The organism is Arthrobacter sp. BI5, assembly GCF_056680065.1.
In genome coordinates, this window is record NZ_CM155264.1 from 3,709,198 (window position 1) to 3,724,641 (window position 15,444).

General features: G+C 63.6%; 10 protein-coding genes and 1 tRNA gene. 3 read left to right on the forward strand and 8 right to left on the reverse strand.

The features are described from left to right. Nucleotides 1-7 precede the first annotated feature (7 nt). The 8 genes from AC1MED_RS17215 to AC1MED_RS17250 all read right to left on the reverse strand — a co-directional run bounded on the left by AC1MED_RS17215 (nt 8) and on the right by AC1MED_RS17250 (nt 13,127). A complete protein-coding gene (locus AC1MED_RS17215; protein ID WP_479784631.1) occupies nt 8-1,447 on the reverse strand; it encodes a Wzz/FepE/Etk N-terminal domain-containing protein in 1,440 nt (479 codons plus the stop codon). 54 nt (nt 1,448-1,501) lie between these two features. Then, entirely contained in the window at nt 1,502-2,266 is a 765-nt protein-coding gene (locus tag AC1MED_RS17220; protein WP_479784633.1) for a CDP-alcohol phosphatidyltransferase family protein, read from the reverse strand. Nucleotides 2,267-2,383: 117 nt separating this feature from the next. Further along, nucleotides 2,384-7,693, reverse strand: a complete 5,310-nt coding sequence (locus AC1MED_RS17225) for a PKD domain-containing protein (protein ID WP_479784635.1) — start codon at nt 7,691-7,693, stop codon at nt 2,384-2,386. Nucleotides 7,694-7,895: 202 nt separating this feature from the next. Beyond that, nucleotides 7,896-9,194, reverse strand: coding sequence for a polysaccharide biosynthesis protein (locus AC1MED_RS17230; RefSeq protein ID WP_479784637.1), 1,299 nt, complete (start codon nt 9,192-9,194; stop codon nt 7,896-7,898). After that, nucleotides 9,194-9,463: a hypothetical protein gene (locus tag AC1MED_RS17235; RefSeq protein WP_479784638.1), complete on the reverse strand. Its 270-nt coding sequence runs from the start codon at nt 9,461-9,463 to the stop codon at nt 9,194-9,196. Before AC1MED_RS17235 ends, AC1MED_RS17230 begins: the two co-directional genes overlap by 1 nt. A gap of 545 nt (nt 9,464-10,008) precedes the next feature. After that, nucleotides 10,009-11,217 (reverse strand): DUF1972 domain-containing protein, encoded by a 1,209-nt coding sequence (locus tag AC1MED_RS17240; protein WP_479784639.1) that lies wholly within the window; start codon nt 11,215-11,217, stop codon nt 10,009-10,011. 115 nt (nt 11,218-11,332) lie between these two features. Further along, on the reverse strand, nt 11,333-11,791 hold the full coding sequence (locus AC1MED_RS17245; protein ID WP_479784641.1) for an FAD synthase family protein: 459 nt from the start codon (nt 11,789-11,791) through the stop codon (nt 11,333-11,335). A gap of 10 nt (nt 11,792-11,801) precedes the next feature. Continuing rightward, nucleotides 11,802-13,127, reverse strand: coding sequence for a sugar transferase (locus AC1MED_RS17250; protein ID WP_479784643.1), 1,326 nt, complete (start codon nt 13,125-13,127; stop codon nt 11,802-11,804). Nucleotides 13,128-13,934: 807 nt separating this feature from the next. Here AC1MED_RS17250 and AC1MED_RS17255 point away from each other — a divergent pair. The 3 genes from AC1MED_RS17255 (at nt 13,935) to AC1MED_RS17265 (ending at nt 15,423) form a co-directional block, all read left to right on the forward strand. Then, a tRNA-Gly gene (locus AC1MED_RS17255) sits at nt 13,935-14,008 on the forward strand. A 108-nt stretch (nt 14,009-14,116) separates the two neighbouring features. Further along, on the forward strand, nt 14,117-14,266 hold the full coding sequence (locus tag AC1MED_RS17260; RefSeq protein WP_186372181.1) for a hypothetical protein: 150 nt from the start codon (nt 14,117-14,119) through the stop codon (nt 14,264-14,266). After that, nucleotides 14,263-15,423 (forward strand): N(5)-(carboxyethyl)ornithine synthase, encoded by a 1,161-nt coding sequence (locus AC1MED_RS17265; protein WP_479784645.1) that lies wholly within the window; start codon nt 14,263-14,265, stop codon nt 15,421-15,423. Before AC1MED_RS17260 ends, AC1MED_RS17265 begins: the two co-directional genes overlap by 4 nt. Nucleotides 15,424-15,444 lie beyond the last annotated feature (21 nt).

Consider the following 15,444-nt stretch of genomic DNA (forward strand, 5'->3'; position numbering starts at 1 on the left):
GGCGGCATCACCGGTACTCGTGGACTCTTTGCAGCTCAAACTGCAGATCGGTATCGCGGAAGTCGCCTGACCGCCATCCGTCGGTGACGGACACCCGCCGGGAACCCGGCACTGACGTCATGACCACACCGACGGGCCGCAACCCAAAGGCCTTCACTTCGGCCAGCAGGTGGGCGAGATCGCGCTTGCGCGTTGTCCCGTGCTCCACAGCCAGGAGAACACCGCCTGCACATGGAGCCACCATCGCGAGACTCAGTGCCGCAGAACGCGGACCCGCCTCCGCCAGAATGACGTCAAAGCTTTCACGGAGCCTGTTGGCCACCATGGGGAACCGCTTTTGCGTGACGAATTCGCTTGGCGCCGCAGCCTTGGAGCCAGCCGGCAGAATCTGGAATTGGCCGTCGGCACTCGGGGTAAGCGCCTCGACCAGCTCGCACTTTTCGCTGAGCAGATCTGCCAGGCCGCGGGTGCCGGGCGGCAGCGCAACGTCGTCGGCTGAGCCGGGCGGCGGCTCCGATTCCAGCAAGCAGACGGCTCTACCAGTGCTGGCGAGGGTCGATGCAAGTTCCTGGCGCAACGAGTACTGCGCCTGCCAATCAAGTTCCGAGACGAGTACCAACAAGTTCGGCAGCCTGCCACCGGCAACCAGCTGCAGGTTGGTTACGAGATCCTGGTGGGACCGCGTCTCATCCTGGGCCGACCGCCGCCGGGACGGAATGACAGTCCGTCGGCGCGCTTTGCGGTTCAACACACCGAGGACCGGAAGATCGCTGGCCGCCCGAACGTCATCGGCAGTGCGGATCCGTTGACCGAACCGCTTGCCAATAACCGCCGTCGCGAGCCCCAGCGAGAGTCCTACCAAGACCCCCAGGGCGCCGTTCAGCGGCAGGCTTGGAGAGGTCCTGCTCGACGGCGGGGAGGCGGGAACTGTCTGCACGAGGGAGACGGCGGAAGCAGCTTCGCCTTTGGCCGTTTCCAACACTCCGACCTGCACGGCCAGGTTCTTGGCGACGGCGTTGGCCACCGCCGCCGCCTGTTCGGCGGAACTGTCCTCGGCCTGCACCTTTAGGAAGAACGTATTGGTCGGGTTGGTGGCCGTGACACGCGCCTGCAGGTCTTCCAGCGAACCACCCAGCTTGAGCTCCGCCATGACGGGCAGGAGCACATCGGGGCTCTGCACGACGGCGGGGTACGACTTCACGCGTTGAAGGCCGAACTGGGAACGCTCGTAAAGAGAACCTGCCTTGGAGTCAACCTTGAGAAAGAGAGTCGCTTCTCCGGTGTACGTGGGCGGGATGCGCTGTGTAATGAGCCCCGCCAACCCTCCTCCGACCAGGGTGCAGACCAGGATCAACAGCCAACGTTCCCGAAAAGCCTTCAAATAGTCGGATAACTCCATGAGATTTTCCCGATCGCAGTTCCCGTCCCACTGGGGGTTGTAGTACATAGCATTACATCCAAACTAGTAATTGACGAGGAAATGTGCGCACAAATTACCGGGCTACGCTTTAGCAAATGCCCGTACTTCACCGAACCACTTCGGGAGGGCCAGGCCGAGAAATATGATGTTCGCGATTAGCAGTGCGGTATAGACAGTGATGAAGGCCTGAGGCAGCCAAAGGAGGCCGAACACCACGATCATCAGGCCATAGTCGGTGGGGACAACAGCCAGTGAATACCACACCGATGAGCGCCCCTCCCCCTGAAGGAACATCGCTGAGCTTCCGCGGTGCTGGCGGCGCAGCTGGTCCGTCAGGATGACCGCGAAAAAGAACACGGACGACAGGACCGCGTAGGCAAGGGGAAGCAGGTACCAGGCAGGATCCAGCTTGTAGTACTGCCACCAGCACAAGAGGACTGCTATGTGCAGGAGATTGGCTTTGAAAGCATCGACCACATGATCCAGCCATTCGCCGGCGAAGGTGCCCCCGCCGCGCAAGCGGGCAAGTTGACCATCGGCTGAGTCGAGCGCGTATCCCGCCATGAGCAGGAGCACCGCGGCAAGAGACGTAAATATCCGGGGAGGGGTGGCGGCCACAATGAGCAGGCCGAAAAACGTCAGCCCTGCGCTTATGGCCGTCACTTGATTCGGCGTCATCTTCCAGGCATATGCCAGCGCGGCAAGGGGCCGGCCCAGGGGACGATTAATGTATCGAGAGTACGCCGGAGCCCCTTTCGTTGTTTTCTGCGCCGTCCGCAGCGTCTCTAAAGCCACCCTGAAAACCTGGATGGAGCCCTGGCGGGAAATGTTCAGTGCATTCGACATTTCGGTCCTTCCTTGGATAAACAATTCACCGTTCTTCCGGTGACAAATCAGCTCCCCGGCGGCCGAGGCCTCAGACAGTCGTGCCCGTCTGAGGCCTCGGCTGGATAGCATGCCGGGCTATTGGTCCGCGCTCTCCCCGACCCACCAGTTGTCCCATGAGGCGACGATTGGTGCCACGGTTGCCGACCCGGAGAGGTAGGAAAACAGTCCGACAGAGCCTGCTACCTGCAGGCCGGCCGTGGAGTCGGTGCCCGTCTTCATCCAGGTCGCGGGCTCTGGGGTGCCGGCCTTCCACACCTTGGCTTTCACCGTGGTCGGGAACGTTCCTGTCACCTGCACCCGCATGTTCAGGACATCACCGACTTGATAGGTGAGCCCTGAGACCACCGACTCGGCCGCCACCATGGTGCCGACCCCGGAGGTGTTCACACGGAACAGGCCCAAGGTGACTCCCCCGTTGGCCAGCAAGTTGACCTTGGCGCGGTAGTCGCCCTGCCCGTCGACGCTGCGGCCAATAACGGACAGATTGGTTCCGCCGCCCGTGGGCGCCCGGTCCACTCCGGCGGCCACCCGAATCTCGGCGTCAGTCTGGCTTACCGACTTCTGGAAGATGGAAGGGCCCGATCCCGGACCCGCCATGCGGATATTCCCCTTTCCGTTGGTGACTGAGAAGTTGCTGGCACTGGAAGTACTGGTCCAGGCTCCGCCCTGGTCCGCGGAACCGAAGCCGCCGGTGACGGTCCGGGAGAACGTATCCTGCGAGAAGCTCCGCTGCGTCACCACCACTTGGGCAGTCTTTGTGGAGCTTGCCCCCTGATCATCGGTGGCCGTGAGGCGGACGGTGAATGTTCCGGCCTTGCCGTAGCGGTGTGATGCGGTCATTCCCGTGCCCGTGGCCCCGTCGCCGAAGTCCCAGGCGTAGCCGGTCACGGATCCGTCGGAGTCCGTCGACGATGAGCCATCGAAGGAGACCTGCAGGCCGACCGCAGAACTCGTGAAGGCGGCGACCGGCGGGTTGTTCGCAGCTGCGGCAGTCGTGATCCGGTGAGTGACCGAGTCGGTGGCACCCGAATTGTCTGTCACCGTCAGCACGGCGTCGTAGTCGCCGGCGGTCGCGTAGGTGTGGGTCGCCGTGGCGCCCGTTCCCGTTGAGCCGTCGCCGTACGCCCACTCGTAGCTGCTGATCGTTCCATCGGAATCAGTGGAGGCCGACCCGTCGAAGCTGACTTTCAGATCCTGCACCTGGGAAGTGAAGGCAGCCACCGGTACAGCGTTGGCGGGTGCCGTGGCTGTAACGGCGTGGACGATGAAAGTTGACGCTCCCTGGTTGTCGGTGACGGTCAGAGTGACCGAGTACTCACCCGCACCGACATAGTTGTGATTCGCCGTCGATCCTTCCGCGGTCGCTCCGTCACCGAAATCCCAGGCAAAGCTGGAAATCGTGCCGTCCGGATCCGCTGATGCCCGGCCGTCGAACTGGCCGCTCAGACCGGCCATATCGCTTGTAAACGAGGCGACCGGTGGCGCGTTGGGCGGCGGCGCGGCGCTCACAGTGACCGCGTGTGTAATCGCGTCACTGGCCCCCTTGTCATCGGTCACCGTCAGGGTGGCGTTGTATGTTCCGGCCGCGCCGTACGTGTGCACCGGAGCCGCCACTGACGCGGTAGATCCATCGCCGAAGTCCCAAGCGTAAGAGGCGACCGTTCCGTCCGGATCCGACGACGCCGATCCGTCGAATGCGACACGGAGGTCGGTGGCGGTGAACGAATATGCGGCCGTCGGTGCCTTGTTGGGCACCGACGCGACGGTGACGTCGCGAGCAATCCGGGCCTGACCTCCGCGGTCATCGGTCACCGTCAGTTCGACGCTGTAAGTCCCGGCCGCCGTGTATGAGTGGTGTGCCGTAACTCCGGTTCCAGTTGATCCGTCACCGAATTTCCATCTGTAGTCCACGATCTGCCCGTCGGAATCGCTCGAAGCAGCTGCATCGAAGGATCCGTCCAGGCCCAACGTGGTGGGTGTGAAGGCTGCGGTGGGCAATGCGTTTGGCGGCCGGACTGCCGTGACATCCCGGCTGGTAGTGCTGGTTCCGCCACGATTGTCTGTCACCGTGAGGGTGATTTTGTAGTTGCCCTCCGCCAAATAGGTGTATTCGGAGTTCACTCCCGTTGCAGTGTGTCCATCGCCGAAGTCCCACGCGTAGTCCACCAGCGTTCCGTCTGGGTCCTGGGACGCCGCTGCGTCCACTGAGACCTTAAGGTTCGAAATAGTGGCGGTGAAGTCAGCCGCTGGCAGCTGGTTGGGGGCTTCGGTGACGGTCACATCATGCGAAACCGTCGACTTCCCCCCGCGGTTATCGGTCACTGTCAGCTTCACGACGTACGTTGACGCCGCCGCGTAGCTGTGGGTGGCCGTGGACCCGGAGCCGACTTGGCCGTCCCCGAAGTCCCAGGCGCAGTCGACGATCTGCCCGTCTGGATCGCTTGATTGGCTGCCATCCACGGCGATATCCAAGTTGTTCGCCGTCGACGTGAAGCCTGCGGCAGGCAGAACGTTCGCGGGGGCGGCCAGGTTGTAGTGGGCTGCCACCCGGTCGGCGCTCAGGGCCTTCGAGTAGACCGCAACTTCGTCAAGGGTGCCGTCGAAGTAGGGGCTGGAGGATCCCCAGGTCGTGTCTCCGCCGATGCGCCAGTATCCGGTATAGGGCTGAGCCTGCGTCTGTGGGTTGGTTCCCACCAGGGCCCCGTCGACGTAGAGCTTCATGCCGTCCGTCGACTGCTCGGCCACCAAGTGATGCCATTTGCCGTCGTTGTAGGGGACCGGAGTGATGACCAGGCTCGGCTGGCCTGTCCAGACGCCGAAAGCGAGGGTCCCGTCGTCCTGCATGTAGACGTGGCGGTCGTAATTGTCAGATAGGCCGGTGTTGCTGTTGCCGAAGCCGATAATCTTGCCACCCTCGGTGGTGGTCGTCTTAAACCACGATTCAAGGGAGTAGCTCGTCGGATTGGTGAGCGAGTTCTGGCCGGCGACAATTCCGTTCCGTCCATTAAAGCTGGCCGCAGTACCGCTGTAGTTCGGGACCACGCCGGCTTCGCCCTGGGCTACGCCGCCCTGGTACGCACCATTATTGCTGGACTGGCTTGAGTCCGCAGCTACGTTTCCTGCGGTTTCGTCCAAGCGCCAGTATAGGTCCGGCTGGTCTGAATTTACCGCGGCACCGTAGGCATCCGTCGGGGCCGGGGGAAGGCTGGATTCCCGGCCACTTGCTGTGTAGTGCGAGAGCACTGCCTGCCGGGTCAGCACGGTCGGGTAGATGGCCACATCGTCGATGGCTCCGGCGAAATAGGAACTGGCGGGCTGGTTGGGCCAGCCTCCCATGTTGTCTCCGCCGATGCGCCAGTAGCCGTTGTAGGCCTGGCCGAAGGTCACGTCGCTACGTTGCCCCGCAGGAACGCCGTCTATGTAAAGACGCATGCCATCAGCGCCGAGGCTCGCGGTGACCTGGTGCCATTGCCCATCGTTGTAGGTGTTGCTGGTGCTCAGCGTCTGGACCCCGCCCGGGTAAACACCGAACCAGATGTGCCCTGCGTTGTCCATGAAGATGTGGCGGTCGTAGCTGCCCGAATTGCCTGTTGCCGAGGCGCCAAAGCCGAGAATCTTGCCACCGCTGGTAGTGGTGGTCTTGAACCAGGCCTCTGCCGTGAACGTGTCGGGCCCGGGAATGGCGCCGCGTGTGGCAGCAAATCCGCTGCCGGAGCCGTCAAAGTTCGACGCCGCATCATTGGGGATGGCGCCGCCGGCACCACGGGTGACGCCGGAGCCGGCGTCGGCGTCCGCGAAGGAGGCGTTGTCGAAAACGACCGACCCAGTGGGTTCATTGAGCGGCCAGTAGTTCGTGGCCCCGTCAGCAATGATCTTCTGGGCGTAGGCGCTGGGAGCGGCGGAGGAGACCACGACCGCGTCCGACCTGCTCCCCGTGTAGTTGTTACCTTCAGGGTCCTTTACCCGTACGCGGTAGGTATGGCTGGAGCCCGGGGCCAGTCCGGTATCCGTAAAGCCCAGCTGAGGAAGTGCCCACCAAGGCGACTTTGCGTCAACGCTGAAGACGGGAACGGTGCCGTTGTCGCGCAGGATTTCATAGGTGAGCGTGCCGTCGTCGATGTCCGAAGTGCCAGTCCAAGCGACGCGCGCCGTCCCGGAATTCAGAGACAAGACGCTCGGCTTCATTGGGCTGTAGGTCGGCATCACCTTATTTGGGGCGACAGACCTCTTAGCAAAGGTGGCCAGGCCCTGCTGGTTCTTCCCGTTCACGCGGGTGAACTCACCACCCATAACGAGGTAGGTGCCGTTGTTGGCCAACGCCCAGCCTCCTTGGTACATGCCCGTGTAGCTCCCCGCATTAACTTCGGGGTACCACGGCAGCTGGGTGGGAACCGGCTGGTATGCATAATTCATATTGGAACCCGGAGGGCCCTGATCGGTTCCCGTCGCAAACGTCGTATCAGCAGTAGCCCGCTTCCAAATTTGCGGGTCATGATCGGCGAATGTGCCCACAGAGGTGCAGTCATGCGCGTGGCCAACGGAATACATAACCTGGTCCATCACCGAGACGCCGTAGGTCGCACCGTAGCAATTGTTCAGCCAGATTAGATCGCCGGTAGCGAAGTCTGCGGCGAACCGGCCGTCGAACCAGTGTCCGCCCTCGCCGTCGGCGCTGGCGTAAACCACGCTGCCGACGAGGGACAGCTCGGTGACTCCGGAGCGGTTGGTGTCTTGCCGCGTTGGAATGGGCCGGCTGGTCCACGGAAGCAGACTGCCGGTGGCGCCATCGACGGCCCCGATGCCGACAATGGGCGAACCGTTGAGCTGCTGGAACCGGCCGCCGACGACCACCCTGCCGCCATCAGGTGCGGCGACGACTGCCTCTACGATGTCGTCGGAAGCGGGATTCCACGGCAGCAGTGCACCTGCGGAGGTGGTGAAGGAGGCCATGTTCCGGCGCGTCGCGCCGCCGGCAACACCGAATGATCCGACCACGTAAACCGCGCTGTTGCTCGCCGCGACGTTCCAGACTGACCCATTGACGGTCGGCTTGAAGTTGGGGTCGAGCGCGCCGGTGGCGGCGTCAAACGCTGCAACTTTTCCGCGCGTGCTGCCAGAGACGGTGGTGAAGTCGCCGCCTAGGTAGATCTTCTTTTCGTCCGGCGAGACTTTGATGGTCCGTGCCTGGGCGTTCAGGTTTGGGTTCCAGGGCAGGATTGCCCCCGTCAGAATGTTGAACGCCATCGCATTGTTCCGGGTGACTTCGTTGGTACCCGCCGCGGCGCCCGACGGACGCGCCTTGGTGAAACTGCCCACCGCGTAGGCCGTGTTGCCGATGACCGCTGTCTTCCAGACAACGCCGTTGATCTGTGGGGTGGGCAGCACATCGCCGCTTACTGTTGGTGGGAGTTGGGGTGGCGGCGGGGGGTTGTCCGCTGCCGCCGCGGCACCGGCGCTGAAGAAGGCAGCAATGACGACGGCTGCGGTTGCCCCCGCGAGGCCCCGGACGGAACGCCGGAATCTGATATCGCCTGCCTTCCTGGCCGATGACCCCCGGAACGAGTGTGCCTGCGATGGATGCTTACTGCTATGCACGGTGTGCCACCTTTCGAGACCGCGGATATTGAACTGCTGGTCGTGATTGACTTTCGGAAGTTAACAGGGGCCGGATGAGTAACCTGCGTATGAGGGGCCCTCCCAGCAAGGAGCCCACCGCCATCAGCGCCGGAACCAAGGTGTATCCAGCTGTGAAGGCGACGAATGCTCCGGCGAGCAAGAGGGATAAAACGGAGTCCACCACTCGCAAGCCGAAGACGCTTGCCTGTTTTCCCCGGACGGCGGCAAGGGCACCATACGGTGTTACCGCCGCCACGGACGTGGCGTAGGCGATCCACCCGACGACCGCCGCCGCATCGGGTTCCTGCCCGGCCACCAATCGGCCGATGCTCGACAGCGAAGCCATTGCGATGATGCCGGCTCCCAGCGCGACCACGGTCAACACGGCCACACCGCGGTCTGCCCGCCGCAGCAGGTCCTTCATCGGAACGGCATGCTCCCGGGCAAAGACTGCAAAAAGGTACGAGGATGCACCGCTGACCATCAACATGATCGGAGCGACATAGATCCGCGCGACTTCTAGCTGTCCGGTCGCGGCCAGTCCGGCCATAAATGTCACCGTCACCCGAACGGCAGTAAGCAGCGTGGGGCGGACGGCCTGTTGAAGGGAACGCCAGGTCCCGTACCGTGCCACCTCCGGGGAGAACTTCTGGGCCCTGACAACGAGGTAGCGGTCGCTTTTCGGCAGGAGCGCGATTCCGATCCCGAACGCCGCCAATTGCCCCCAGATTAGGGCCGCGAAGAAGGAGCTCAGGGCTAGCGGACCGGCAGTTGCGGCCATACCCAGGGCGGCGAGGGCCCCAACGAGCCCGGACACGTCGACCACCACGATTTTCCAGAACGTGAGGTGTGCCATGAGCAGCCGTCTCACTGTGTCCTCGAGGACGAAGACGATGATCGCGCCCCCGAAGATCCAGGCTCCGGACGGCGCCAGCAAACCCGAAACCAGTGCGACCACGGCGCCGCACAGGCCGGTCCCCAGGCTCAGACCGAGGCACCAGAGCTGAAGGGTGAACCTTATCGACGAGTCGTGACGGTCCAGTACGGTCAGGGTGTCACCCACGAAACCGCTCACGACCGCGGTGACCAAAAGAATGACGCCGTACAAGATGGCAAATTGCCCCAGTCCGTCGAGCCCGAGAGTCCGCACGGCCAGAAGCTGCAGTCCAAAGCTTGCGAGCGCCTGGGATCCTTGGGCCGCGACACCGCCCACCATCCCCCGGCCGCCGGTGGCAGCCGAGGCTTTTTGCTGGAACTTGTGACTGGCCACTACCGTGGCAGGTTTCCGCTGAGGGAAGCCGGCGTGTGGGCGCCGTCGATGTCGATGAAGACGGTGCCGGCGTCGGTGCCCTTGGGGACCATGAAGGCGTAACCCCGCGTCTGGCTCTCACCGGCCTTCACGGTGCCGGCGAAGTCGAGCTCTTCCTTGCCCTCGTATAGCGGCGCAGCCGCGGTTTTGCCGCTCCCGTACCGCATTGTCACCACGACGTTGGACACGGTGAGGCTTTGGCTGGAGCCGTTTTGGATCTTGATGTCCATGTATACGTAGGAAGCCCCGGTTATTGAACCAGGGTCAGTGGCCGTCACGACGCCGCTGCGCAAGCCTCCCACCGAGACAAGCACTCCGTCGCTGTATCTGGCAGGCGTCGAGTCGAAGTCCCCGGGGACGGCGCGGGCCTTTGCGGCAGCAGGCTTTTCGTTGTCCCGCCTGACCACGGGGGCGACCTTGGAATTGTCTACGAACCCCGGGCCGCCTGGCGGCACTGTCGGCCCTTCCGCCGTGGGCTTCGGGTCACTCGCTCCGGCGTCTGAGTGCGCCACAGTGCCGGCCTGCCCAGTGTTCGACCCGGAGGGCGCGTTGCAGCCCGACAAGAGGGCGATGCTTGCGGTAGCTCCTACGACGACCGCGAGGATTTTCCGCGTCAGCGGGCCGCCTCTTGAACCCCCAATAGCGAAGATTGGGTGTACCGCCGGGTCTTGCTGCATTGGGACCTCCATAAGCGCACTACTGGAAACGGGCAGGGCGGCGCTGCGGCCGCTTCGGATCGGGTTCGAACTCCCGGGAGCTCCCAGGACCAGGCGGGTCACGACGCCACCTGCCTTTCGTCCGGAGTGTGGCTGGCCACGGTGGCCGTTGCGCCACTACCTCGGCCCTGCACCCTCGTCTGTGTCCGGGATGCCAGGGCGATGCAGAGGGCCTCGTAGCGATCGGCCACATCGTCCCAGTCGTACCGCGTGGCGACTTCCCTGGCCTGACTTCCCCTGGACCGGATATCGGCAGGGTGCGCTTCCGATTCCTCCACTAAGCGGGCCACGTCGCCCGGGTCCCGGAAGTACTTCCCGGCCGAGCCGAGGACCTCACGGTTGAAGTTCACATCGAACGCATTTGTTGCAGCGCCGGCACCGATGGCCCGGAGAAGCGAAGGGTTGGTCCCGCCCACGGAATGCCCGTGCCAGTAGACCAGCGCGTTGGCGTAGAGCTCGTCCAGCAGGTCCTGGTTCCAGACTCCGCCGAGGAATCTCACTCTTCCGTCCGCTGACGCCGTGAGCCTTTCGTTGTATTCGCGGCCATACGGGGTGGAGCCGACGACGATCAAGGGGAGTTTGGCGCCGCTGCGTACATAGCCCTCCACGATGGTATGGACGTGGTTCTCCGGCTCAAGCCGTGCAACAACCAGATGGTATTTGCCGGAAGCCAGATCAAGGGACGCCAGCTGTTTGGGTTCCCGGGGGGCAAGCAACGGCGCACCATACGAGATCAGCTCGGTATCCGCGTCGAAGGTGGCCCGGTAGTAGTCGCGAATGCCGGCCGCATCCGCGACCAGTGCATTGGAGAACCGAACAGCGAAACCCTCGGCCCAGCGGTAATAGCGTTGGCCGACGGGGCCCCACTTGGCGCGCTTCCATTCGAGGCCGTCCATGTGGGTGGCGACCGGAAGCCGGGCCAGCCGGAGCAGCGGAAGCCAGGGCGCATTGGCAGCGTTGAAGATTATCGTGGCATCCGCTCTGTGCGTCAGGAGGTGAGCTGCTGAAAGTCCGGTGTGGCTCAAAGTCTCAAGGGAGCGTCGGCGAAGGGCGGGCAGATGCACCAGTCGCATTCCCGCAAATTCTTTGATCCTCTTGTCCGGGCTATTGCCGGACCGGCAGTAAACGGCTACCCGATGCCCGCGCTCCGCGAGACGGCGCCCTACTTCCTCGACGCAGGTTTCGAATCCTCCATAGTGTGCAGGCACGCCACGCGTACCCACCAAGGCAATACGTAAACCGTCAGACGGGCTAATTGAATGCTTCACTGCTACCCCCACAAGGTTTTTCTTGTTGATAGAGACCGAGCTGTAATCGAGACCGGGCGTTGATCGAGACCGGGCGTTTCCTTGGCAAGCGTGCCGGCAGCTGCCGGCCTGGCTTTCAGGGCAGGCTCTGCAAAGTCCCTCTCTCCTGGGCCCCGGAGTTCATGAGTTCCAGGGCCCTTCGGAGTGCGGTGCTGGACGTGTGCATCGTGTACGGGAAATAGGCAACTTCCACCCCGACCGACGCGAATTCCCGCTCCAGCGCAAGGCCTTTCGGCGTTCCTCGCCAGTCGTCGCCTTTGAAGAAGACATCGAACGGATGGCTGCGCCAGGTGTCGATCTTGCGGGGCAGGGTCTCTGCTATCGCTTCATCCACGTAGCGGATATTCCGGACGATCTCCAGGCGCTCGGCCAGCGGAATCACGGGTGACCGGCCCTTCGCCCGGACCAACAGCTCGTCCGATACGACGCCGGCGACGAGGAAGTCGCAGTGCGCCTTCGCGTGCCGCAGCAAATTCAGGTGGCCAATGTGAAACAGATCGAAAGCACCGGCTGCGTAGCCAATTCGCGTTGTCATGGTTGCTCCATCAGTAAGCGCCGACTGGGCTGCGCATGGCTCGGAAGGTTCTCCACAGGATGATCAGGTCACCGGTAAGCGACCAGTTTTCTACGTAGTACAAGTCCAGCCGGATGCTTTCCTCCCACGGGAGGGTGGAACGGCCGTTGATCTGCCACAAGCCCGTGATGCCGGGCTTGATCAGCAGGCGCCGGTTGGTGAACTTCTCGTAGCGTTCAACTTCCGCGGGCAGCGGCGGCCGGGGGCCGACCAGGCTCATATCACCCGTCAGAACGTTCCAGAACTGTGGAAGCTCGTCCAGAGAGTACTTCCGCATCCACCGCCCGCAGCTGGTGACCCGCGGATCGTCCCGGATCTTGAACAATGGTCCTGAACCTTCATTGAGGTCGCGCAAGGCGTCGAGGTCCGCTTCGGCAGTCTGGACCATCGAACGGAACTTCAGCATGTAGAAGGGCACGCCATTTCTACCTGCCCTCAGCTGTCCGAAAAAGACAGGGCCGGAGCTGTCCCGCTTGACGATGATGGCAAGAACCAGCATGAGCGGCGCAAGCACCAGCAACGCCAGGGATGCGACGGCGATATCCATGGCTCTCTTGAGCACGTGCTTGGCGCCCGCGTACTGCGGAAGTTCCACGTGTACGAGTGGTAATCCATCGACCGGGCGCCAGTGGATTCGGGGCCCGGCGACGTTGGTCAGGCTTGAGGCGAGGACAAGCTCCGTTCCGGAGGCCTCGAGTTTCCACCCCAGTTCCCGAATGTACGTGATGCCCCCGGGCACCCGGCCCGCGACGATGACCGCATCTGCACCAGCAACTTCCACCATTCGGGACACATCCGCCAGCGTCGACACCACCGGGACCCGGTACCACGGAGGACGCAACTCCGTTGACTTGTCCAGTGTCGGCAGGCCCACTCCGGAAACCTGGTAGCCGGCAGTCGGGTTCCGTTCGATCTGGTTGACCACGTATTCGACGTCAGCCGCATCTCCGATCACAATCACCTTGGACAGATACTTGCCCGCGGCTCGCCTGCGGTTCAACCACCGGCGCCACAGCCAGCGATTCCCGGTCAGCAGGAGCAGCCCTAGCGGCAACGCGACAGCAAAGTAGCCTCGCACCACATCGAAGCGAACAAAGACCATCGCGATGGCGAGTGCGCCGAATAATTTCAGGGTTGCCTGAACTACGCGCTTGTACTCGGCAGCGCCGACACCAAACGTCCGGCAGTCACGAGTGGGGTAGATTTCCAGCACAGCGATCCATGCCGCAATTAACAGGATGGAGACAGCCAGATATCGAGCCTCAAATTCCACCCCCGCCGGAGTCGCTGCGTCCATGCCAAATCTGGCTACATATGCCAACACCACGGACACTGCGATCACTCCCGCATCGGTCATTCGAAGGCGGTTGGCGAAGTTCCGCCACCGTCGGGTGACCGCCTTCCTTGAAGCTGCGATGTCAGTTCGGGACTCGTCATCCCACACCGAATGCCGCGGCCTTGCGGAAGCATGTGGGCGTTCATGGGTCGTTATTGGAGGTGTCAGTGGCGTCACCGCATGGAATGGACGGCGGTGTTTGAGTTCACTCATGACTGCCGTCCCTGGATGTGCCAAGATCCGCGGGGTTGGAAGCGACGCTGCCGGCGGGCTTGGAGAGGGAACCCGGGCGACGAGTTCGACTCCTTAGCCTGGAAACATGAACACCAATCAACGTCCGACGAAACATTGTGAGACCTTCTAGCGAATAGGTTGGCTGCGGTCTCCCCAAGTAAATTAGATGACTTTTGGCCGCACACGAGTGCGGGCTACCCTTTTATGGCTAGCGGTACACTCGCCGCGCCGGGCAGGTACTACGGGGTTCCGAGACGGGACTACCTGTTCAGCCGTCCATTCCGCGCCGTGTTGGGGCTGTTTCCGGGCCAGCTCAGGGCCCGCCCGCCCTGGCCCGCCCCCCCGCCGGCACGCCGCGCTGCACGCCACTGGATCTGGCGTATCCCCGGGGTACCTGCGAAGGGAACGGCGCCGGCGGGCAGACCCGCAACGTCGCCGCCAGCCGGTGTCGCTGTTCTGCGAAGCCGCCCGGCTGGGGTAAGGTGAATCTCGTTGTTCCGCGGGACGGGGTCCAGGGCTCTGGCCGGTCCCTCTGCGGCTGTAGCTCAATGGTAGAGCGCTAGCTTCCCAAGCTTGATACGCGGGTTCGATTCCCGTCAGCCGCTCCAATTCTTCGCACGCCCCGGCCCCGCAGCCCTGCCGCCCCGGAGCCGGTTAGGTGGCTACCTGTATCGTCAGGAGTCAGGAACCTTCCCGGTTCCGCTACAGGAGCAATCATGGCTGACAAATCCCCCCGTCAAGCAGCATCCAAAAAATCCGCCAAGTCCATCAAGGAAAAGCGCGCTGATAAAAGGGCCGCCGCCGCGCCGCCCAGCTCCCTGGACAAAGTGACCGCCGCCAAGACGGCGAGCCCCAAAAAGAAGTGACCGGTTCCTCGAACCATCTCACCCTCGGCGTCCTCGCAGCCACACGCAAACCGGACGAACGCCGCCTTCCCATCCATCCCCGCCACTTCGAACGCATCGCCCCGGAGCTCAGGAAGCAACTGATCCTGGAAGCGGGCTACGGGGAGCGCTTCGGCGTCCCGGACGCCCAGCTGGCCGGCTTGGTCGGCCGGATCGCGCCGCGGGCGCAGCTCCTGGCCGAGGCCGACGTCGTACTCTTGCCCAAGCCGCAGCCGGCGGACCTCGCCGAACTGCGCGACGGGCAGGTCCTCTGGGGCTGGCCGCACTGCGTCCAGGACGCGGCCATCACGCAGCTGGCGATCGACAAGAAACTCACGCTCATCGCATTCGAGGCGATGAACCACTGGGCCAGCGACGGCGGTTTCGGCCTGCACGTTTTCCACAAGAACAATGAGCTGGCCGGTTACTGCTCGGTGCTGCACGCCCTGGCCCTGACCGGAACCACCGGCGATTACGGCCGCCGGCTGAGCGCCGTCGTCATCGGCTTCGGCGCCACCGCCCGCGGCGCCGTGACCGCCTTGAACGCCCACGGCATCCACGATGTGCAGGTGCTGACCAACCGCGGGGTCGCGGCCGTGGGCTCCCCCATCCACTCGGTGCGGATCGCGCAGTTCGACCACGACAACGAGGCGCCGTTCCTGAGCGAAGTCATCACCGAACGAGGCCGGGTGCCGCTGGCGCCCTTCCTCGCCGAGAGCGACATCGTGGTCAACTGCACCCTGCAGGACCCGAACGCGCCGCTGACGTACCTGCGCACCGAGGACCTGGGCGCCTTCCGGCCCGGCAGCCTGATCGTGGACGTGTCCTGCGACGAGGGCATGGGATTCAGCTGGGCGAAGACCACCACCTTCGCCGAGCCGATGTTCACGGTGGGCGACCACATCGACTACTACGCGGTGGACCACAGCCCGTCGTACCTGTGGAACTCCGCCAGCTCGGAGATCAGCGAGGCATTGCTGCCGTTCCTGGAGACGGTGATTTCCGGCCCTGCGGCCTGGGACAGCAACGACACCATCCGCCGTGCCATCGAAATCCGCGACGGCGTGGTGCTCAATCCGGATGTCCTGGAGTTCCAGCAGCGGCAGCCGGGCTACCCGCACCTCCCGCTGGCCGGCTAGCATCCTCGCGCCGCGTCCGGG